General features: G+C 68.9%; 20 protein-coding genes. 4 read left to right on the top strand and 16 right to left on the bottom strand.

Annotated elements, in window-relative coordinates:
* Nucleotides 1-23: 23 nt before the first annotated feature.
* From AVR91_RS17065 to AVR91_RS17005, 13 genes are all read right to left on the bottom strand, one after another.
* The gene (locus AVR91_RS17065; protein ID WP_016333509.1) at nucleotides 24-353 is read right to left on the bottom strand and encodes a hypothetical protein; all 330 of its coding nucleotides are present in this window, start codon (nucleotides 351-353) and stop codon (nucleotides 24-26) included.
* The gene (locus AVR91_RS17060) at nucleotides 350-1,594 is read right to left on the bottom strand and encodes a glutamate synthase-related protein (protein WP_063272088.1); all 1,245 of its coding nucleotides are present in this window, start codon (nucleotides 1,592-1,594) and stop codon (nucleotides 350-352) included. Before AVR91_RS17060 ends, AVR91_RS17065 begins: the two co-directional genes overlap by 4 nt.
* Entirely contained in the window at nucleotides 1,591-2,586 is a 996-nt protein-coding gene (locus AVR91_RS17055; protein ID WP_038515220.1) for an asparagine synthetase A, read from the bottom strand. Before AVR91_RS17055 ends, AVR91_RS17060 begins: the two co-directional genes overlap by 4 nt.
* Nucleotides 2,583-3,893, bottom strand: a complete 1,311-nt coding sequence (locus tag AVR91_RS17050) for a methylaspartate mutase (protein ID WP_063272087.1) — start codon at nucleotides 3,891-3,893, stop codon at nucleotides 2,583-2,585. Before AVR91_RS17050 ends, AVR91_RS17055 begins: the two co-directional genes overlap by 4 nt.
* Nucleotides 3,890-4,354, bottom strand: a complete 465-nt coding sequence (locus AVR91_RS17045; protein ID WP_063272086.1) for a cobalamin B12-binding domain-containing protein — start codon at nucleotides 4,352-4,354, stop codon at nucleotides 3,890-3,892. The genes AVR91_RS17050 and AVR91_RS17045 overlap by 4 nt, the downstream gene beginning before the upstream one ends.
* Nucleotides 4,351-5,631, bottom strand: coding sequence for an ATP-grasp domain-containing protein (locus AVR91_RS17040; RefSeq protein ID WP_063272085.1), 1,281 nt, complete (start codon nucleotides 5,629-5,631; stop codon nucleotides 4,351-4,353). The genes AVR91_RS17045 and AVR91_RS17040 overlap by 4 nt, the downstream gene beginning before the upstream one ends.
* Nucleotides 5,628-7,379 (bottom strand): ABC transporter substrate-binding protein, encoded by a 1,752-nt coding sequence (locus AVR91_RS17035; RefSeq protein ID WP_063272084.1) that lies wholly within the window; start codon nucleotides 7,377-7,379, stop codon nucleotides 5,628-5,630. The genes AVR91_RS17040 and AVR91_RS17035 overlap by 4 nt, the downstream gene beginning before the upstream one ends.
* Nucleotides 7,380-7,410: 31 nt before the next feature.
* Complete coding sequence (locus AVR91_RS17030; RefSeq protein ID WP_063272083.1) at nucleotides 7,411-8,667, bottom strand: MFS transporter; 1,257 nt, start codon at nucleotides 8,665-8,667, stop codon at nucleotides 7,411-7,413.
* 6 nt (nucleotides 8,668-8,673) lie between these two features.
* On the bottom strand, nucleotides 8,674-10,293 hold the full coding sequence (locus tag AVR91_RS17025; RefSeq protein WP_063272082.1) for a class I tRNA ligase family protein: 1,620 nt from the start codon (nucleotides 10,291-10,293) through the stop codon (nucleotides 8,674-8,676).
* A 2-nt stretch (nucleotides 10,294-10,295) separates the two neighbouring features.
* Nucleotides 10,296-10,661, bottom strand: a complete 366-nt coding sequence (locus AVR91_RS17020; protein ID WP_016333500.1) for a cupin domain-containing protein — start codon at nucleotides 10,659-10,661, stop codon at nucleotides 10,296-10,298.
* A 23-nt stretch (nucleotides 10,662-10,684) separates the two neighbouring features.
* Nucleotides 10,685-11,998, bottom strand: a complete 1,314-nt coding sequence (locus AVR91_RS17015) for a lysine N(6)-hydroxylase/L-ornithine N(5)-oxygenase family protein (protein ID WP_063272081.1) — start codon at nucleotides 11,996-11,998, stop codon at nucleotides 10,685-10,687.
* 59 nt (nucleotides 11,999-12,057) lie between these two features.
* A complete protein-coding gene (locus AVR91_RS17010; protein ID WP_063272080.1) occupies nucleotides 12,058-13,314 on the bottom strand; it encodes an ATP-grasp domain-containing protein in 1,257 nt (418 codons plus the stop codon).
* A 117-nt stretch (nucleotides 13,315-13,431) separates the two neighbouring features.
* The gene (locus AVR91_RS17005) at nucleotides 13,432-13,935 is read right to left on the bottom strand and encodes a winged helix-turn-helix transcriptional regulator (protein WP_063272079.1); all 504 of its coding nucleotides are present in this window, start codon (nucleotides 13,933-13,935) and stop codon (nucleotides 13,432-13,434) included.
* A 92-nt stretch (nucleotides 13,936-14,027) separates the two neighbouring features.
* Here AVR91_RS17005 and AVR91_RS17000 point away from each other — a divergent pair, with 92 nt between their 5' ends.
* The gene (locus tag AVR91_RS17000) at nucleotides 14,028-14,576 is read left to right on the top strand and encodes a dihydrofolate reductase family protein (RefSeq protein ID WP_063272091.1); all 549 of its coding nucleotides are present in this window, start codon (nucleotides 14,028-14,030) and stop codon (nucleotides 14,574-14,576) included.
* Nucleotides 14,577-14,766: 190 nt separating this feature from the next.
* Here AVR91_RS17000 and AVR91_RS16995 read toward each other — a convergent pair whose 3' ends face one another.
* Nucleotides 14,767-14,964, bottom strand: a complete 198-nt coding sequence (locus tag AVR91_RS16995; protein WP_063272078.1) for a hypothetical protein — start codon at nucleotides 14,962-14,964, stop codon at nucleotides 14,767-14,769.
* Nucleotides 14,965-15,088: 124 nt separating this feature from the next.
* Nucleotides 15,089-15,496 carry a VOC family protein gene (locus AVR91_RS16990; protein ID WP_063272077.1) on the bottom strand — a complete coding sequence of 136 codons (408 nt, stop codon included), beginning with the start codon at nucleotides 15,494-15,496 and terminating at the stop codon, nucleotides 15,089-15,091.
* Between the two features lie 130 nt (nucleotides 15,497-15,626).
* Between AVR91_RS16990 and AVR91_RS16985 the strand changes: the two genes are divergently transcribed.
* Genes AVR91_RS16985 through AVR91_RS16975 form a run of 3 tightly spaced genes read left to right on the top strand, consistent with a single transcriptional unit; the run spans nucleotide 15,627 to nucleotide 17,063 of the window.
* Nucleotides 15,627-16,340, top strand: a complete 714-nt coding sequence (locus AVR91_RS16985; protein WP_063823105.1) for a GNAT family N-acetyltransferase — start codon at nucleotides 15,627-15,629, stop codon at nucleotides 16,338-16,340.
* A gap of 31 nt (nucleotides 16,341-16,371) precedes the next feature.
* On the top strand, nucleotides 16,372-16,851 hold the full coding sequence (locus AVR91_RS16980; RefSeq protein ID WP_063272076.1) for a DUF2975 domain-containing protein: 480 nt from the start codon (nucleotides 16,372-16,374) through the stop codon (nucleotides 16,849-16,851).
* Nucleotides 16,851-17,063 (top strand): helix-turn-helix domain-containing protein, encoded by a 213-nt coding sequence (locus AVR91_RS16975; protein WP_016333493.1) that lies wholly within the window; start codon nucleotides 16,851-16,853, stop codon nucleotides 17,061-17,063. Before AVR91_RS16980 ends, AVR91_RS16975 begins: the two co-directional genes overlap by 1 nt.
* On the opposite strand, the gene AVR91_RS16970 is transcribed toward AVR91_RS16975, so the two are convergent.
* Nucleotides 17,060-18,373 carry a cytochrome P450 gene (locus AVR91_RS16970; protein ID WP_063272075.1) on the bottom strand — a complete coding sequence of 438 codons (1,314 nt, stop codon included), beginning with the start codon at nucleotides 18,371-18,373 and terminating at the stop codon, nucleotides 17,060-17,062. The two genes, AVR91_RS16975 and AVR91_RS16970, sit on opposite strands and share 4 nt — an antisense overlap.
* Nucleotides 18,374-18,438 lie beyond the last annotated feature (65 nt).

The raw sequence follows: 18,438 nt of genomic DNA, 5'->3' as shown, positions 1-18,438 counted from the left end.
GGGGCCTTCACGCGCGAAACGACCTACTCCGCGACCTCTTCGATCGCCGAAGTGCCGCGGGAGCCGGGGTTCCCGTACCGCTCCCAGACCTCGTTCAGGCGGATCCGCCCGTCCGGCAGGAACTCCGGGGTGTTCGTGCTGTGCCCCGAGATCACCTGACCGCTGGCCAGCACCATCGTGTAGGCCATGTCGATCGTCCCGTCCTCGCCGCATTTCCCGGTCAGCGAGCCGAGCCGCACCCCGCCGCCGCTCAGTTCGGCCCACACCAGATCGTCCTTCTGCCGATACAGGGTCACCGGCGCGTCCGGATCGGTGCTGACCTTGCGGAACCTTTTCCCGTCGTAGTTGATCATCCGTCCTGCTCCGTCCGATCAGGGAACCAGAGGTCATCCGCGGTGAGATCCGCGAGGTCGTACTTCCCGAGCGCGCTGGCGAGCAGCCTCAGTTCGAGTTCCAGGCAGCGCACCAGCCGCACGAGCCCTTCGTCCGGGTCCTCGTCGACGGCGAGCAGCGCCGCCCGGCCGAGGCCGACCGCGGAAGCGCCCATCGCCAGGCACTTCAGCGCGCGGGCGCCTTCCCAGATCCGCCCCGACACCAGCAGCGACGCGTCGTGTTTGCCGACCCGCCGCAGGCATTCCACCAGCGGCAGCCCCACCTGGTCGAGGAAGACCGACGGCGCCCAGCCGGTGCCGCCCTCCGCGCCGTCCACGGTGACGGCGTCCGCACCCGCCGCCCACGCGACCCGCGCCGCCTCGCCGACGTCGCGGCCGGGGTGCAGTTTCACCCAGGCGCGGGCCCGCGGGTAGTTGTTGCGCATCAGGTGGATCTGCTGGCGCAGGATCTCGCCGGTGAACGTGCCGGGACTGCTGGACCGCAGCACCATGGCCTGATCCCTGCCGAAGGCTTCGTCCACTGTGTACTGTTCGGCGATCTCGCCGGCGGCCGTGCGCGAGAGCACGGTCATCCCGCCGAGCCCGGGCTTGGCGCCCTGACCGACCTTGAGCTCGAACGCCAGCCGCCCGGTTTCCAGCAGTTTCGTCGCGGACGGGTCGCTGTAGACGAGGTTCCACACCTCCGCGTCCGCGTCTTCGGTGCTCTGCTGGACGACGACACCGCCCAGCCCGTCCGGGACGGCGCCGGCGTACGCGCGGATCCGGCCGAGCAGACCGTCCTCGGCGCTCTCGCCCATCCTGCCGTAGCCGTGCATGGGCACGACGTTCTCGCCGATCACCATCGGCATCCCGAGCCTGCCCGCCTGCTCGCTCGCGGCGATCCCGAGACCGCTGCCCGCGACCTGCGTGGAGCCGAACGCGCACAGGAACACCGGCGACGGCGCGGTGAACCCGCCGAGCACGGTCGACAAGCCGACGTCGCCGTACACCGGTTCGCGCGCGAGGTCGAACATCTTCTCCAGGCGACGGGGGACGAACACCGGCGGCACGATCCGCGCGCGGTCGAGTTCGTCCGGCGGGGTGCCGACGTCCGCGCCGAACAACGACCGGCCGTATCCCGCGACGTCGGGGAAGATCGCCGCGCTGCCTTCTCTCGCCCTGGCCCGGATCGCGTCCTCCGGGAGCTGCCGCGCGGTGATCACGGCGTCGCGATCCCGGGCAGCTTCGGATACGCGTTCGCCTGCCAGATCGCGTCCAGCCCGGCGATGTAGCGCGTCACCCGCTCCAGCCCCATCCCGAAGCCGGCGCTCGGCGGCAGTCCCTCGCGCGCGAGGTCGAGGTACCAGGCGTACTTCGCCGGATTCTCCCCCGTCTCCCGCATCCGCTCGATGAGCCGCCGGTACTCGTGCGTGCGTTCGCCGCCGCTGCAGAGCTCGCCGAACCCGTCCGAGGCGATGAGGTCGAAGTTCCGCAGCACGCCCGGTTCGGTGCTGGACTCGCCGTCGGTGAACCCGCGCGACCCCTTGGGGTAGTCGACGATGAAGAACGGCCGGTTCGTCTGCTCGGAGATGATCCGCTCGCCCTGCCAGTCGATCTCGGCGTCGGCGCTCTGCCCGTGCCGCAGGCCCTGCAGCCGCGACACCGCCTCGCGATGCGTCATCCGCTCGAAGTCCTCTTCCAGCAGCGCCGTGAACGCCTCCTGGTCCCGGCCCAGCGTGGCGAGGTCCACTTTGGACTCCCGCAGGGTGTGCGCGACGATGTGCCGCAGCAGGCCCTGCGCGACGTCGAGGACCTCCTCCCGGCTCGCACGGGCGACCTCGACGTCGATCTGGGTGAACTCGACCAGATGCCGTCCGGTGGTCGAGGTCTCCAGCGGCTCCAGCCGCACGTTCGGGGCGACGTAGAAGATCTTGTCGAACGCGAGCAGCGAAGCCTGCTTGTACAGGATGACGCTGGTCATCATCTTGTACTTGTGCCCGTAGTAGTCGACGTCGACCTGCTTGGCACCGCGGCATCCCGGGTCGGTGACCGGCCCGATCAACGGCGGCTGGAGTTCGACGAACCCGTTCATGCCGAGGTACTCGCGGGTGCCGGCGGTGATGCTGTTCTGGATGCGCAGGGCCGCCTGCGTCACCGGCGACGTCAGATGTTCGCGGGTGCCCGGCGGCAGCGCCGCGTCCGGTGTTCCGGTCATGTCCTACTCCCCTGTGTCAGTCGGTTCACGGTCCCGATTCCGGGTAGCCCGTACTTCTCGTCGAACGACCGCTCGACGTACCGGAGCGCGTCCAGCAGATCGTTCGAGGTCATCCGCCGGTCGCCGGGCAGGTCGACGAGATCGCCCAGCGGCATCGCGCCGATCCGCTGCCACTCCAGGCGGCCGCCCTCGGCCAGCCGTCCGCGGGCCCGGCCCGCGTTGTCCGGATGCAGGCAGAACGGGACGTCCAGCTGGCCGCGCGCGAACGCGGTGACCAGCGCCCTGCCGAGGTCGGTGTCGAGCGAAAGAACGTTGTCCACCAACGCTTTCGCCTGCGCGTGGATCCCGGTGTCGCCGAGCCTGCCGGTCCGGGAGACACCCCGCGCGGCCTCGGCGGCGTGCTCCAGCGCGGTCACGTTCTCCGCCACGGTCGGCAGCCGGTGCGCTTCGGCGGTGGTCTTGACGATCAGCCTGCTCGCCCCGGTGCGGGCGGCCAGCCGCGCGGACTCCGCGATCAGCTCCAGCGCGCCGCCCGGTGTCCTCGGGTAGACGCCCATGTAGCCGTAGATCACCACGTGCGTCCGCGCGTGCGGCACGTATTCCCTGATCAGCGCCTGCAGCGCGGCGACGGCCTCCTCGTCCTGCCCGGCGTGGGTCTGCTGCGCGTAGCTGAAGGACAGGCAGCGGATCCCGTGCCGCCAGAAGAACATCCCCTCCAGCACGCTGAGCGCGACCAGCAGCGCGGGCGGGCACAGCTGGCCCATCATGCAGCCGCCGAAGGTCTCCAGATGCGGCTCCAGTTCGGGACCCCGGGCCTCCGCCAGCGTCTCGCAGGAACGCCGCCAGTTGTCGACGGCCGCCGAAAGCGGCATCCGGCTGTACGGCAGGCAATACGACACCGGGCCGCCCTCGGTCGCGTGCAACCCGAAGTCCAGCAGCGCCCGCACGATCCGGCGGGGATCCGCCGAACCGTGCCGCACCTGCACCGGGAAATCCCCGGTCAGCACGCCGTCGAGCAACGCCGCCGTCGTCCCGGGGTCCTGGTCGACGAGCGGGTACCCGTTGAGATCGGCGCCCGCCGCCAGTGCCGCGCGCGCCGCCTCGTGGTCGCCGACCCTGGTGTAGCTGTCGATCGTGATCGTGCCGACCGTCGCGGCCCGCGCCGACCGGGTCGCCAGCAGCCCCCTGGTCATCCGCCCCGGATCGGCGAACCCCATCCGGGGCTGGACGACCAGTTCCCCCCGGGCGTGGTGGCGCGCGACCACCTCGCCGAACGAATGTCCCCGCCGCGGGGCGAGCACGTTCATCCCGCGCCCAGCGGGACACCGGGGGCGCGGACGGACAAGGTGCGGAGGAAGGTGCGGAACGGGGTCAGCCCGGCGGAGTCCTCGAACACCGCGTCGAAGCCGGCCTCCAGCAGCCGGGCCGCGTTGCTGCCGCCCGTGACGTCGAGCTTCCCGCCGATGACGACCGGCATCGTGACCAGCTCCGCCCGCGCGCGGAAGGCTTCCATCAGCCGGACGCCGTCCTGACGGCCGTGCCCGTTGAGGCTGCTGATCACCAGCAGATCCGGCCGCCGGGTGACGCATTCGCGCACGATCGTCGCGTCCGGGACGCAGGCGCCGAGGTTGGTGACCCGGCAGCCCAGTTCCTCCAGCAACAGCTCCAGGTACACCAGGTTCCAGGTGTGCGCGTCGGACGAGAGTCCGGTGACGATCACGTCGAGACCGGCGTCCGGGAGCGTGGACTGGACGGCTTCGATGGTCATGGTGCGGCGTTCTCCCTCTCTCCTCGGTCCGGCCGCACGTCGATCTCGATCAGCGCGACCGCCTCTTCGGCCAGGCGCGACGCCTCCGCCGGGCTGTCCGCGGTCACCATCAGATCGCCGACGCGGTCCCACGAACTGCGCAGCCCGTCGAACCGATCGCCCGCCGAAACACTGACGTCGCACATGAACACACCTTCGGACTGCGCCGCCTTCTCCACCCCGCGCACGTCCTCGATGAGGCCGGGTTCGATCGAGAGGAACCGGACCGCGGCGCCGCCTTCGGCCTTGCGCGGCAACACGTCCACGACCGGCTCGTCCTTCATCACCGAGAAGTAGGCGCGGTTCAGCTCCACCGGATAGGCACGCTGGATCAGCTCGATGATGCCGTCGCCCGCGAACCGGCCGGCGCATTCGACCAGGTACGGGACACCGTCCGAAACGATCCACTCGCAGTGGACGATCCCGGTGCGGAACCCGGTCGCGTCGGTGAGCCGCCGCGTCTCCTCGGTCAGCGTCGCGGTGAGCTCGCCCGGGATGTCGGCGGGGACGACATGCGCGAGTTCGATCGGCCGCGGACCGGGGAACAGCCGCTTGCCGGTGACGTTGGCGAACAGCGGCTCGCCGTCGCGCAGCAGCATCTCGACGCTGAACTCGTCTCCCTCGACGAAGCTCTCGGCGAGCATCTTCAGCTCCATCGCGCGGTCCGGGACGAAGATCCCCTCGTCCTGCACGACGCAGTTCGTCCACGCCTGCTCGGCCTCGGCCGGGTCGGTGAGCACCTGCGTCCCCACCGACGCCTGCCGGTTCGACGGCTTCAACACGGTCTTCCCCGGGTGCCGTGCCATGAACTCACGGACCTGCTCCGGGCTTTCGACCCGCGCCGACGCCGGGTTCGCGATCCCCGCCGCCCGGCTGACCAGGCGCAGCACCGCCTTGTCCCGCAGGATCTGCGCCGCGCCGAATCCCGCCCCCGGCAGGCCGTAACGTTCGGCGAGCCGGGCCGCGAACGGGGTCGCGTACTCGGTCAGCGGGACCACCGCGGCCGGATCGAGATCGTGGTGGACGTGGTAGAACTCGTCCGCCTTGCCGGGCAGGTGGAACTCCCATTCGATGAGCTCGCGCACCAGCGCCGAACCGGCCACCGTCTTGCGCGCGTCGCGTTTGCGGATGACGTCGGGTTCTTCGACGAAGATCACCGAACCGTCCGGCTGGAAGTCCTTGATGGACGAACCCAGCGCCGCGGCCACGAACCCGACCAGCACCACCGGGCGGGTCATGACCCCTCCTCGACGTAGTACCAGTTCTCGGGGTTGATCAGCCCGTACGGGTTGATCGGCGAGAACCCGCGCAGATTGCCCGCGACCTCGAACAGCCGCCGGGGGAACGTCGGCATGAAGATCACCGGCGCCTGCTCGGCGATGTACTCCTGGTACTCGTACAGCGCGTCGAGGGAGTCGGTGGTGACCGTCTTCGCGATCAGCTCGTCCGCCTTGGCATCGCGCCAGTTGCTGAAGTTGCAGGCGGCCCCGCTCTGGAAGAGGTTCTCGCCGGTCGGGTAGTTGTAGACCCAGCCGCCGCCCCAGCAGGACAGCTGCCACATCCGCTTCTCGCCCGGACCGTCCTCCGCCACCAGGACCGACCCCATCACCTCTTCGAGGCGGATCTCGATCCCGGCCTTGGCCGCGTCGTCCCGGAACTGCGCCATCAGCCGCGCCAGCGACGGCCGTCCTTCCCAGTAACGCAGGGAAAAACCCAGTTCGGTGCCGGCCGGGATGCCCTCGCCCGCTTCACCGGGGCCGGTGCCGGGACGCACGCACACCGCGGGCGAGGCGCTGACGTCCCAGCCGTTGTCGGCGAGCAACTGTCGCGCCTTCTCCAGGTCGAACGGCCAGAATCCGCCGCGCTCGGCGATCTTCGGGGACACCAGGTCGCTCTTGGGCAGCACCGGGATCGACCCCGTCTGGCTCCAGCCGTAACCCTGGTAGACCTCGCGAGCCCCGTACTCCTGGTCGAAGCAGCTCTGAAGGGCCTGCCGGATGTACGGCTGCCGGATCATGTTCCCGGCGACGGTCGGGTTGCTGAAGTTGACCGCCATGAAGTTGATGTTGAACAGGATCTGCGGTTCCAGCTGGAAACCGTCGCCCAACGGGTTCGGACCGCCCTTGGTCGGGTCGCCGTCCGGCTGGACGCCCATCCCCGGCGGCAGGAAGCCGACCTGGACGTCACCGGACTGCAGCAATTCGTACTGCTGTTCGTCCGACGTCGTCGAGACCTGGCGCAGCTCGTCGAGATGCGCCGGGTTGGGGCCGCTGTAGTGCTCGTTCGGGACGAAGGTGACGACGCCTTCCTCGGTGTAGCTCTTGAGCCGCCACGGCCCGTTCACCACACTCCACACAGGACTGTCGGCCCAGCGCGTGCGGTGCGAGTTGTCCTCTTCGACGACGTCGCCGTTCTCCGCCATCAAGAACTCGTAGACGGCTTCGGCCTGCTCGATGTCGTGCGTCGCGTCGGCCGGGCCGTCCGCGGTGCGGTCCCACGCCTTCGGCATCGGCGTGATCATGGTGAGCTGGTTCAGCAGCACCCAGTTCTTCGAGTACGCCTTGTCGAAGGTGAAGCTCACCGTGTCGTCGGCGACCTTCGCGAACGACACCAGGTTGTCCGGGAAGTAGCCCTCGGAGTAGGCGCCGAACCTCGGCCCCTTCACCTTCAGCATGTTCATCCAGAAGATGACGTTGTCCGCGCAGACCGTCTCGCCGTTGGACCACTTCCACGGTTTGATCCGGACCGTGCAGGTGCGGCCGGTCTCGTCCCACACCGGCTCCTCGCCGACACTGAGGTCCCAGTCGATCTCCGGCGCGCCGTCCCGGCCCAGCCAGTAGAGCGGCCGGTACATCAGCATCTGGAACTCGTAGAGGCTCCGCACGCCGAAGCGCTCACCCGGGGTGAAGGGGAAGATCACCGCGGGCGGGAACCCGGGAAGGCAGGCCCAGGTGGCGACGCCACCCTTGATCGGCTTGTCCGTCATGACTTTCGCTTCCTCCGCAGTTCGGCCGCGCTCAGGCGGCGGTCGCCTCGAGAACCTCGGCCGGTCGCTTCTCTTGCGCCGACAGTGGTTTCGCCAAGCTGAAATAGGTGCCGATCACGATCGCGCCCTGCAGGATCGCCAGCCCCCAGAAGGCGTAGGGCACGGTGGTCGCGTCCGCCAGGGAGGACAGCGCGACGGTCGCCCCGACACCGAGCCCGAGGCCCAGCGCCTGGGTGCTGCCGAAGATCCGGCCGACCCGCTCCTCCGGGCTCGCCCGCATCAGCAGCGTGCGCGCCGCGATGCGGCCCTGCGCGAAACAGAAGCCGGCGAACGGGATCGCCGCCATCAGCGCGATGTAGTGCAGCGGCTGGATCGCGAGGCAGATCAGGTTGCCGAGCGTGCCGAGCACGGCCAGATGGATCCCCTTGACCCGTTTGCTGATCTTGCCGTACGCCGCCGCGCCGACGATGAATCCGACGCCCGCCAGCGCGTCGACCACGCCGATCATCCAGGCGCCCTGGTCGAAGGTCTGCAGGATCAGCGTCGTCAGGATGACGTTGGCGACCATCAGGCCGATGTTGCCGTTGGCGTACAGCAGCGCGAGCCGCTTGATCGGCTGCCGCACCGGGGCTTCGACCGGGGCCGACGGGTCGGTGGCCGTGATCTCCTCCACCACCGGGGCTTTGGCGGGTTTGCGGCCGATCGCGTAGACCAGCACGGCCGACAGGACGAAGCTCAGCGAGTTGAACACGAACAGTGGCGTCGCGCCGAACCAGATCACCAGGAAGCCCGCGAGCGAAGACGCCAGCAGCATCCCGGAGTTGCTCGCCATCTCGAAGTGGGAGTTGAACTTCCCGAGCCGCTCGTCCCGGATCCGTTCCTTGATCAGGCCGTTGCTGGCCGGCATGAACAACGCCGCGGTGCAGGCGAGCATGAAGTTCGCTATGTAGGAGCCGAGGTTCGCCGGACCGCCGATCCACAGCCACACCGGCAGCGCGAACGCGGTCATCGCGCTCACCAGGTCCGCCGCCACGCACAGCATCCGGCGGTCGACCTTGTCGACCAGCTTGCCGAACATGACCGCGAGCGCGACCTGCGGGATCGACACCGCGATGAACAGCCAGCCGACCGCCAGGGTGGTCTGCTCGGCGTGAAAGACCAGGATCGCGGCGGCGGTGATCTGGAAGGCGTTGCCCGCCGTGGTGATGAATCCCGCCGGGACCAGCAGGCGTTCGGCGAGCCGGGAACTCCGGGCCGCGTCGGTGGAGAGGGTGCTGTCGAGTGACATGGGGTGTCAGACCTCGCTCGTCGGAGGGAATTCCAGTGATGGCACGGTGAATGCGGTCGTATGCGTGACGTCGAAGGCGGCCGGGGTGATCCGGGGTTCGAACCCGCCGGCTTCGGCGGCACGCTCGGCGAGGTCGATCAGGATCGGCGACGCACAGCCGATCAGCGCTCGCAGTTCGAGGAAGAGGTCACCGAGCCGCGCGCGGAGCATCTCCTGGTCGAGGTTGCCCTTGAGGGTGCGTTCCGTCGCCGCCCGCAGACGTTCGACGTGCTGCACGATCAGATCGGCGGCCCGGCTGAGGCTGAAGTCCTCGAGCTCGTAGTTCAGCGCGAACCGGGAGACCATCGCCGCGGCCCGTTCGGTGGCTTCGGTCGACACCGGGAGCGAGCCGTTCTCGCCGCCGACCTCGGCGGTGAGCTTGGCCAAGGTCTCGGCGAGCTCGTTCCAGGGCGTGACGAGCCGCTCCCCCGCGACCTTTTCCAGTGCGGCACGGGAGAAGTTGGTCCGCGCGAACTCCGGCGCGGTGAGGTTGAGGTGGAACCGCGCGATGTCGCGGGGCACCTCGGCCGCCAGATCGCGGGCCCAGACCACATGTCCCTTGCTGGTGGAGAACTTCTCGTTCTCCAGCTCGTAGAACTCGTTGACCAACAGGGTGTCCGGGAGGACGTAGCGGCCTTCGAGGGCCATCAGCTCCGCGACGTGGACGACACCCCAGGTGAACAGCGGATCGAACCCCATGAACACCACGACCCGCGCGTTGTTCTCCGCGAGCCAGGCGTCGTCGTCGGCGACCTTCGGCTTTCCGTTACGCCGCAACGCGTATTCGGTGCAGTACATCGACGCGGGCATTCCCTCGACCCAGGCGTTGAGCCGTTGCCCCGGCGTCTGCAGGAACGGCGCCGGCAGGCCCCATTTCACCGGGTACGTGATCGCGAAGTCGGGCAACGGCCCGGACAGCAGTTCCCGCATCAGCCCGAGCACGTGCGGCCGCCACGCGGGCCCGCGCTCCTCGTAGTAGGCCAGGAGCTGTTCGCGGTACTCGGAAACCGGGAAGACCATGATCTCGGTTTCGCGGTAGGTCACCTCGTCGGCCGGGTCGAGCACCGAGTACGGCTCGATCAGCGCGTCGAAGTCGATCGGATGCCCGCAGCCCTCGCAGAACCCGCCACGGCTGTCGGCGAGGCACGTCGGGCAGCCACCGCCGACGAAACCCTCGACCAGGAACTCGCCCTTGCTCTCGCTGTAGGGCAGGCGGACCTTGCGCAGGCGCAGCTTTCCCTTGTCGTACAAGCGTTTGACGTAGTCGTAGACGAGCGCCTTGTAGCCGTCGTCGGTCGGCGAGAAGCCATCGACCTCGACCCCCATCACCTCGAACGTGCGCTGGATGTTCTCGGTCGACTGCTCCACCAGTTCGGGGGGCGTCAGCCCGACCCTGGCCGCGCTGGTGACGAGGTAGGTCTGGCTGTCGTCGGTGCAGGAGGCGAACACGGCCTCGCGGCCGGCCGCGCGCAGGTACCGGCGGTGTACGTCGGCACCGAGGTACGGGCCGGCGATATGCCCGATGTGCAGGTCGCCGTTGGACGTCGGGGGCCCGCCGATGATCACCACCGGTCGCTTGTCGGCCATGCTCACGCCTCCGCTTCGTGGCGGGCGGCGAACTTCACCGTCATGTCGGAGTCCCACCAGATCGCGTACATCTCGAAGTCCTCGGCACCGTCGTTGAGGATGCGGTGCTCGGTGCCGGGCTTGTGGAACTCGATGTCGCCGGGCCGGAAGGCACGGCGCTCTCCCCCGGACTCGACGACCGCCTCGCCGCTGACGGCGATGAAGATCTCGTACTCGTGGTGGGCATGCGCGCCCGTCGCGCCGTGCGCGGGCACCGTGACCCAGGCGCCTTCGAACGGCGCGTTCAGCGCCGCCCACGGCAGGAGCCGCTGGCCGTAGGCACCGTTCTCGAAGACCATCTTTTCCCGCTCGAGCGGCCGGATCTCCATGGCTTTCTCTTCCTTCTCGTGGGTCAGCGGGTGGCGACGATGGGGGTGGTTTCCGAAGTCGGCTGCGGTGGCACCGAAGGGTTCTCACCGCGATGGGCGAGGATGTCCTGCAGGATGTCGTTGGCGCGCGGGGCGAGGACGCTCAGCAGCGAGTCCGCGATCCCGTGCGTCGCCTCGTTGACGCCCTGGAGGTAGACGGCCGCGGTGGCGGGCTGCTCGATCTCCAGCCGGTAGTCGCGGGTCACCTTGATCTCCGACAGCCCGATCGACTTCGCGATCTCCTGCACCATCCTCGGCATCTCCGGGGAGAAGCCGGTGCCGAGCAGCACGAGATCGGTGCGCAGTTCCTGGACCTCGCCGGTGCGCCGGTCCGTCAGTTCGAGCACGATCTCGTCGCCCTCGTCGCGGGCGTCGGTGATGTCGTTCATCGTGATCATCTTCAGCCGCGAACGGCCGGAAAGACGGTCCAGGTAGATCGAGCGGTAGAGCGCGTCCATCGTGCCCGGGGCCAGCCCGGAGTAGTTCGTGTGGTGCATCTCCTTGAGCATCTGCTCGCGCGCTTCGGGCCGGGCCTCGAAGAACTTGTCCACATGGGACGGGAAGAACAGCTCGTTGTTGAACTTGCTGCTCTCGTAGTAGTTCAGGCCGATCGAACGCATCACCATGGTCGGCTTGCATTCGGGCAGGTCCTTCTGCACCGCGCTGAACAGTTCCGCCGCGCTCTGCCCGGCGCCGATCACCGCGACGCGGTACGGGAGATCCTTGCGCAGCTTGGCGATCCTCGGCAGGTATTGCGTGCTGTGGATGACGCGGTCCTGGTTCACCGTCCGGAGCCGGTCCGGGATCCGCGCGTCGCGGCCGGCGCCGACCACCAGGTACCGGCTGCGGATGGTCTCGCCGTCGGCGACGTGGGTGTCCCATCCGGTGAGCGTGCCGTCCGTCCACACGGGAGTGATGTCGAGGCATTCACGGCCGCGCTGCAGGTCGACCAGCGACAGCGAGTCGGCCGTCCACTTGAGATAGTCGGCGAGTTCCACCCGGTAGGGGACGAAGCTGCCCATGTTGACGAACTCGTTGAGCCGGTTCGTGGCGTGCAGGTAGTTGAGGAACGAGAAACGGCTGCGCGGATTGCGCAGGGTCACCAGGTCCTTGAGGAAGGAGACCTGCGAGAGGGCTTCGGGCAGGAGCATCCCCCGCTGCCAGGAGACCTCCTCGTCGCGTTCGAGCAGGACCGATTCGCGGGCCAGGCCGGGCGCGAGCTCTTCCAGCGCCACGGCCAAGGCCAGGTTCGACGGTCCTGCTCCGACTGCGAGCAGCTCGACATCACGGTTCGCCATTTGTTCGCTCCGCCATCTTTGTGAGTGCTGGGAAGGTGTTCTGTGGTTCCGGTGCGCGGTCAGCCACCGGCGGCCACCGAGGGCAGCAGGGGGTGCGCGGTCAGCCGGACCTGGGCCATGGCCTTGTCCAGCACCGCCTCGCAGTCGTCGGGATCGGCGCCCGCGCAGATCACGTACGCGTGGCGCGAAATGAACTCCGCCGGCGGCAGCCGCAGGCGCGAACCCGGCTCGACGAGCCTGTCCGCGGCGAGGATCCCGTTGTTCCGCCAGGATTCCGGCACGGACACGGACTCGACGACACAGTCCTGTTTCGGGTAGCCGAACCGGACGCCGACCCACCGGGGCTCGGCCTCGTGCGGGATATGGGGACGCATGCCGAGCGCGACGTCGACCGCGGCCGCACCGGGGTCGATCCCGGTCGCGAACTTGGCGAGCAACGGGATCAGGTCGCCGCCGAGCCTGCCGTTGATCTCCACGATCACCGGCCCGCGTTCGGTGAGCTTGAGCTCGGTGTGGGTGATGCCGTACCGGAAGTCGATCGCGCCGTGCGCGCGGGCCAGCGTCGAGCGCAGGGCCGGGTCGGCGAGCAGTTCGTCCGCGGAACTGACGAGGTGGCCGAGCTCCTCGAAGTACGGATGCATGCCGACCGTCTTGCGCGCGACGAACATCGGCGTGTACTCGCCATCGACGACGGCGCCGTCGACACTGATCTCCGGGCCGCTCAGGTACTCCTCGACCAGTGCCCCGCCCTTGTAGGCGGGAGAGCCGTTGAAGCTGGCATCCTCCGCGGTCCGGAACGCCTTCCGCACCGCCTCGGCGTCTTCCGCGAGACTGACGCCGATACTGGCCCCGCCGCCGCGAGGTTTGACGACGACCGGATATCCGATCCGATCCGCGACACTGACCGCCTGGTCGTCGTCGTGCACGAACCCGAAATCCGGCTGCGCGACCCCGGCCGCGGTGAGCGTCCGCCGGCTGAACCACTTGTCACGGCAGCCTTCGATCGCGGAGAGTCCGGCGCCCGGGACGCCGAGTTCGTCCGCGACATGCGCCGCCGCCACGATCAGCGCCTCGTCCCAGGACACCACGCCGAGCACCGGCGTGGTGGCGTGGAGTGCGCGGGCCGCGGCCAGCACGGCGTCCTGGTCCTGCGTGTCCAGCACCGTGGCGCCGGTGATGTAGCGCTCCTGCCAGGTCGGTTCGGTCCCGTTGAACAACCACAAGGGATGCCGGTGCCCGGCCGACGCCAACAGGTACTCCCGGTACGGCCGCATCCCGCAGCCGATCACCAGGACAACACCCTCCGCTGAGCTCATTCCCTCTCCCCACCAGCCCGTCGCTTCGTCGCGGGCTACTACATCCCGGGGGCGGGTTGACCGGAACCCTTGATTCGGGAAGAACAATCAACGGGATGCGTGGTGAGGGCGCGGGTGCTACGAGGAATGCCCAGTCGGCTTTTGGAGGGCCGCTTCGTAAGCGGCGGCGAGGCGTTCCAGCACGCTGGGGCCTTCCTTGGCCGGGGCTCCCAGGTGGACGACCCGCAGTTCCGCCATGAACTCGGCCCACAGTTCCGGCCCGCCCTCGGCGAGCAGTTCGGCCCGCACCCTCAGGCGCTCGGTCGTCGGACGATGCCGGAGCCCCCAGGAACCGAGGTGCGCGAACACGGGGACCAGCTGGATCGACGCTTCGGTCAGGCTGTACGCGGCCCGTTTGCCGGGGCCGGCGTCCTCTCGGGTCAGCAGGCCGGCTTTGACCAGCCGCTTCAGTCTGTCGGACAGGATGTTGGAAGCGATCCCTTCTTCGGATCCGGCGAGCAGCTCCCGGAAATGCCGCCGGGTGCCGAACACGATGTCCCGCAGCACGAGCAGGCTCCAGCTGTCGCCTAACGCCTCGACCGCGGCGTTGATCGGACAGCCCGAACGGGCGGGTTCCGCCATCCCTTCACCTCCCGAAGAAGTGGTTGCAAACCACCATCGGTCACTTCATCGTGAAGCAACCGATTGCAGAACGCAATCAGTGGGAGGCCGTGATGCTCGAACCCCAGACCGCGGACGGGAAGGTGCTCTGGCACTTCACGATGTCGCTCGACGGCTTCGTCGCGGGCCCAGGCCACAGCATGGACTGGATGGCCGGCACCACGTTCCGGCCGGACCTGATCGGCGAATACGCCGAGACCACCGGCGCCGTCCTCGGCGGCCGCGACGGCTGGGACGCCTATCCGGACCCCGGCGCCATCTACGGTGGCGCCTGGAAGGGGCCGCTGTTCGTCCTCACCCATCACCCCGAGGACGCCACGCCCACCCCCGGGGTCACGTTCCTGAACTGCGGCGTCGAAGAAGCCGTCCGAATCGGCCTGGAAGCGGCGGACGGGAAGAACCTCGAAGTGTTCTCGCCGGACATCGGCCGCCAACTGCTCGCCTTGGGGTTGATCGACGAGATCGACCTGCACATCGCGCCGGTGCTGCTCGGCGACGGGGTCCGGCTGTACGACAATCCCGGCGGGGCGCCGATTCACCTTCGCGGGCTCGGCACGGAAGATCCGCGTGCGGCGATCGACGTGCGGTTCCGGCCGGCTTAGTGAGGGGTAAGGCATAGGTGCCATGCTCGCCCGCCGGCGTGCCGGCTCCGGATGTTGTGAAAGTGGCTTTCGCAACCTTCAACGTTGCGAAAGTGGCTTTCGCAACACCTCCCGGGGCTCCGCCACCCATGAGGACCTCAGACCGGGGTGGAGGGGACTTTCCGCTCGTGCGATGAGGGGAAAGTCCCCTTCACCCTGCCGGTCGCCACACCGAAACCCGCCGAGAGCCGGTCCGTGAAGGCCCGGCCACCGAGGTGGCGGGCGGCGCGACGACGGCGGTGGTCGTGGCGGGCGGCGGGACGATCTCACGCACCACGGTGATCGGTGTCCCGGCCGTCGTCGTCCCGCGACCACCCAGTGCCGCGACGGCACCCGCCGATACCAGCACTTCCTGTTCGCCCTCGTGCCTCCCGGCGGAACCGCCGAATCCTCACGTGAGGAGAACGGCGGTTTCACCGGTGACATAACGGGTTTCGCGCGATCGGAGCCGGACCGGGCAGGACCGGAAGACCCTAGGTTTGAATGACGTTCACCATCCACGAGATGCCGAACTTGTCGATGCAGGCACCGAATTCGTCACCCCACATCTGCTTTTCGAAGGGCACCGAAACGGTACCCTCGGCGGACAGTTTCTCCCAGTATCCGCGCAATTCCTCACCGTCGTCGCCGCTGAGGCTGACCGACACATTGGTGCCCGGTTTGTGCTCCATTCCCGGGGGCGTGTCCGACGCCATGATCGTGTAACCGCTCGGGGAATCGAGCTGGCTGTGCATGATCTGGTCCGCCGCGGGCGTTCCCGCCATACCGGACTCGCCGAACGTATTCAGCGTCAGTTCTCCGCCGAACACCGACTTGTAGAACTCCATGGCCTGCCGGGCATCGCCGGCGAAGCTGATGTAGGGATTGAGACGAGAAGCCATTGGAACGCTCCTTCCGGTCGGGTCACGAGCATCCTGGCAGACAGCCCCTGACGCGACAACGGCTGGACTACGGCCGGGTGAATCCTTGAATATGTGGGCGATTTCCCGAGTACCGCTTTAATGTCGGCACATGCCCGCGTTCCGGATCCATCCCGCGACCGCCGACCGGTTCGGCGACGTCGCGACCATCCTCAATCCGAGCGGGAACGACCGCGCCTGCTGGTGTCTCGCCTACCGCGCGAAACCCGCGGACTACAGCCGGTTGCGCGGCGACGAACGCGCCGAACATGTCCGCGCCCTGTGCGCGGCGGATCCGGCACCCGGCGTGCTCGCCTACGACGGTGCCGTCCCGGTCGGCTGGTGCGGCGTCGGCCCGCGCGCGCACCTGCACCGGATGACGCGTTCCCGCACGATGCCGCCGATCGACGACGTCCCGGCGTGGACGGTCGTCTGTTTCGTCGTGCGGGCGGGCCATCGCCGGAAGGGCGTGGCGCACGCACTGCTGGCAGGCGCCGTCTCCTACGCGCGCTCGCACGGCGCCCCGGTCATCGAGGGCTATCCCGTCGACCCCGGCGAAGGTCGGATCAACTCCTCCGCGGCCCATGTGGGGACCATCGGGTTGTTCGCGGCCGCGGGCTTCGAACTCGTCGCGGAGACCCAGGCTCGATCAGACCGGAAGCCGCGCTGGCTCATGCGGCTGGACCTGCGCGACAGCTCGGGAGGTGCCCGGCCGGCCCTGCCGCGGGAAGTTGCGAAAGCCACTTTCGCAACCCTCAACGTTGCGAAAGCGGCTTTCGCAACCCGCTCCACCCGACCCAATCGCACCTCGATAGCTACCGATTGACTTTCGATAGATAACGCGCGAAACTCGATGTATGATCACAGGTCAACGGGCCGTCGCGCCCCTGCGGGTCTTCCTCGTGCTGCTCTTCGGGGTCCTGGTCCTCTTCCAGACCATGTCCCTGCCGGGCCAGTTCGCGCATATGGCACGCCAGGATCCGGAGATGGCGTATCTGCGCTGGCCCGCGACGGCGGTTTCCGTCTTCTGGGTGCTGTGCGTCCAGGTCGTGGTCGTCGCCACGTGGCAACTGCTCTCCCTGGTCAGAAAGGACCGGATCTTCACCGAAGCGTCCTTGCGGTGGGTGGACGCCATCGTGTGGGCGATCCTCGCGGGCTGGGTGGTGCTGGCGGGCGTGTTCCTCTACGTCGGCTTCAACGCCGACGATCCCGGCCTGCCCCTGCTGTTGTTCCTCGCGTTGATCGGCGTCGCCGTGCTGGGCCTGCTCATGATCGTGATGCGCACCCTGCTGCGACAGGCCACCACCCTGCGCTCCGACCTCGAACAGGTGATCTGATGCCGATCGTCGTCCGCATCGACGTCGAACTGGCCAAGCGCAAGCTGAGCGTCGGGGAGTTCGCCGAGCTCGTGGGGCTCACCCCGGCGAACGTCGCGGTGCTGAAGAACGGCCGGGCCAAGGCCGTCCGGTTCAGCACGCTCGAAGCGATGTGCCGGGTGCTCGAATGCCAGCCGGGAGACCTACTCGAATGGGTCCCGGACGAGCCCTAGGCCGCCGAGAACTTCAGGTGGAAGTTGTCCAGCGTCGCGGGCAACGGCCGCTCCGGCCCGAGGACGGCACCGGAGGCCAGTTCGAAGCGGCGGTCCTTGATCAGATGCGCCAGCATCGTGCTCGCGCAGAACAGCACCAGATCCCGCCCGGGACAGATGGCGGGCCCGGCGCTGAACGGGACGAGCGCGGGATTCGCCGCCGCGCTGCCGTCCAGCCAGATCCCGGGTTCGAACCGGTCGGCGTAGGGCAGCGATTCGGGATCGCGGTGGAAGAACGGGGTGAAGATCAGCACCGTGGTCCCCGCGGGTCCCCACGCCGTCTCCGCCGTGCTCTCGCGCAGCAGCGCGGGAGTGGTCGGCCACAGCCGGACCGATTCGAGGGCGCAGGCGCGCAGGTACGGGAACTGGCCGGGCACGGTCAGGTCGGCAGCCGCGATTTCCTCGTCGGCGCGTTCCCTGGCGGCCGGGTGGGTGGCCAGCAGCGCGAGCGTGCGGAAGGTGACGATGCCCGCGGCGTCGAACGCGAAGAGCCAGTGGGCGACCTGGTCGGCCACGACTTCCATCGTCCGCTCGCCCGCCGGGCCCGCCGACGCGATGGCTTCGGCGAGGCTCCCCGGCTCCGCCCGTTCCAGATGGCCGATGAGCCGCGTGCGGAACTGATCGTGGAGCCGGTCGCGCCGAGGGTGCGCGTACGCCCAGTTCCCGTCCTTCCGCAGCCGGGCGAGCATGTCGGTGAGGCCGTCGTCGCCCGCCGCGGACTCGCCGAGCGTGACCCGGCGGACGATCCGCCACCAGGCGACGTTGAAGGTGTCCCAGTCCAGCGTCCCGCCGTCCCAGAGCGGCGCCGCTTCCTCACCGATCGCCGCGGCGAAGGGGGCGGCGAGGTCGTGCAACGGCTTGCCCGGTTCGAGGACCTCCTCGTTGAACTCGCGGCGCGGCGCCCGCTCCACCGCGTCGGAGATGAGGACGCCGTGGGGCTGGAAATGTCCCAGCGCCGCCCGCTTCTCCTTGGTCGACGGGCTGAACGGGACCGGCGCGGCGGCGAGCACGTCACCGACGTCGTCCCCCGACAGCGCCAGGTCGATCGTCCGGCCGGGCACCCGCAGGCGAAGCGGCCCCGGGCCGTACTGGGACCGCAGCCGGCACAACAGCCGCACCGCGGGGCGGTCGAGCTGGAGTTTCTGCGCCGCGGCCAGCCCCAGCGGCCGCCGTTTGATCACCCCGCCCGCGAGCGTGGGCAGCACGACCCGCAGCGCGACCCGCACGGTGTCCTGGACGGAAGCGATGGCTGGTTCGGTCGTAGTCGCCATGGCGAAGGGCTACCCGGCACGGCGAGCGCGTAATCCGTTTGTCCCACGGCCGGGCGGGGAATCCG

The organism is Amycolatopsis keratiniphila subsp. keratiniphila, from assembly GCF_001620365.2.
In the GTDB taxonomy this organism is placed as follows: domain Bacteria; phylum Actinomycetota; class Actinomycetes; order Mycobacteriales; family Pseudonocardiaceae; genus Amycolatopsis; species Amycolatopsis keratiniphila.
This window is presented reverse-complemented; position numbering and strand designations above follow the sequence as displayed.

Coding starts and splice junctions, on each gene's coding strand:
- AVR91_RS17065 (WP_016333509.1), bottom strand. CDS start 353: ATGATCAACTACGACGGGAAAAGGTTCCGCAAGGTCAGCACCGATCCG.
- AVR91_RS17055 (WP_038515220.1), bottom strand. CDS start 2,586: ATGACCGGAACACCGGACGCGGCGCTGCCGCCGGGCACCCGCGAACAT.
- AVR91_RS17050 (WP_063272087.1), bottom strand. CDS start 3,893: ATGAACGTGCTCGCCCCGCGGCGGGGACATTCGTTCGGCGAGGTGGTC.
- AVR91_RS17045 (WP_063272086.1), bottom strand. CDS start 4,354: ATGACCATCGAAGCCGTCCAGTCCACGCTCCCGGACGCCGGTCTCGAC.
- AVR91_RS17040 (WP_063272085.1), bottom strand. CDS start 5,631: ATGACCCGCCCGGTGGTGCTGGTCGGGTTCGTGGCCGCGGCGCTGGGT.
- AVR91_RS17035 (WP_063272084.1), bottom strand. CDS start 7,379: ATGACGGACAAGCCGATCAAGGGTGGCGTCGCCACCTGGGCCTGCCTT.
- AVR91_RS17030 (WP_063272083.1), bottom strand. CDS start 8,667: ATGTCACTCGACAGCACCCTCTCCACCGACGCGGCCCGGAGTTCCCGG.
- AVR91_RS17025 (WP_063272082.1), bottom strand. CDS start 10,293: ATGGCCGACAAGCGACCGGTGGTGATCATCGGCGGGCCCCCGACGTCC.
- AVR91_RS17020 (WP_016333500.1), bottom strand. CDS start 10,661: ATGGAGATCCGGCCGCTCGAGCGGGAAAAGATGGTCTTCGAGAACGGT.
- AVR91_RS17015 (WP_063272081.1), bottom strand. CDS start 11,998: ATGGCGAACCGTGATGTCGAGCTGCTCGCAGTCGGAGCAGGACCGTCG.
- AVR91_RS17010 (WP_063272080.1), bottom strand. CDS start 13,314: ATGAGCTCAGCGGAGGGTGTTGTCCTGGTGATCGGCTGCGGGATGCGG.
- AVR91_RS17005 (WP_063272079.1), bottom strand. CDS start 13,935: ATGGCGGAACCCGCCCGTTCGGGCTGTCCGATCAACGCCGCGGTCGAG.
- AVR91_RS17000 (WP_063272091.1), top strand. CDS start 14,028: ATGCTCGAACCCCAGACCGCGGACGGGAAGGTGCTCTGGCACTTCACG.
- AVR91_RS16990 (WP_063272077.1), bottom strand. CDS start 15,496: ATGGCTTCTCGTCTCAATCCCTACATCAGCTTCGCCGGCGATGCCCGG.
- AVR91_RS16985 (WP_063823105.1), top strand. CDS start 15,627: ATGCCCGCGTTCCGGATCCATCCCGCGACCGCCGACCGGTTCGGCGAC.
- AVR91_RS16980 (WP_063272076.1), top strand. CDS start 16,372: ATGATCACAGGTCAACGGGCCGTCGCGCCCCTGCGGGTCTTCCTCGTG.
- AVR91_RS16975 (WP_016333493.1), top strand. CDS start 16,851: ATGCCGATCGTCGTCCGCATCGACGTCGAACTGGCCAAGCGCAAGCTG.
- AVR91_RS16970 (WP_063272075.1), bottom strand. CDS start 18,373: ATGGCGACTACGACCGAACCAGCCATCGCTTCCGTCCAGGACACCGTG.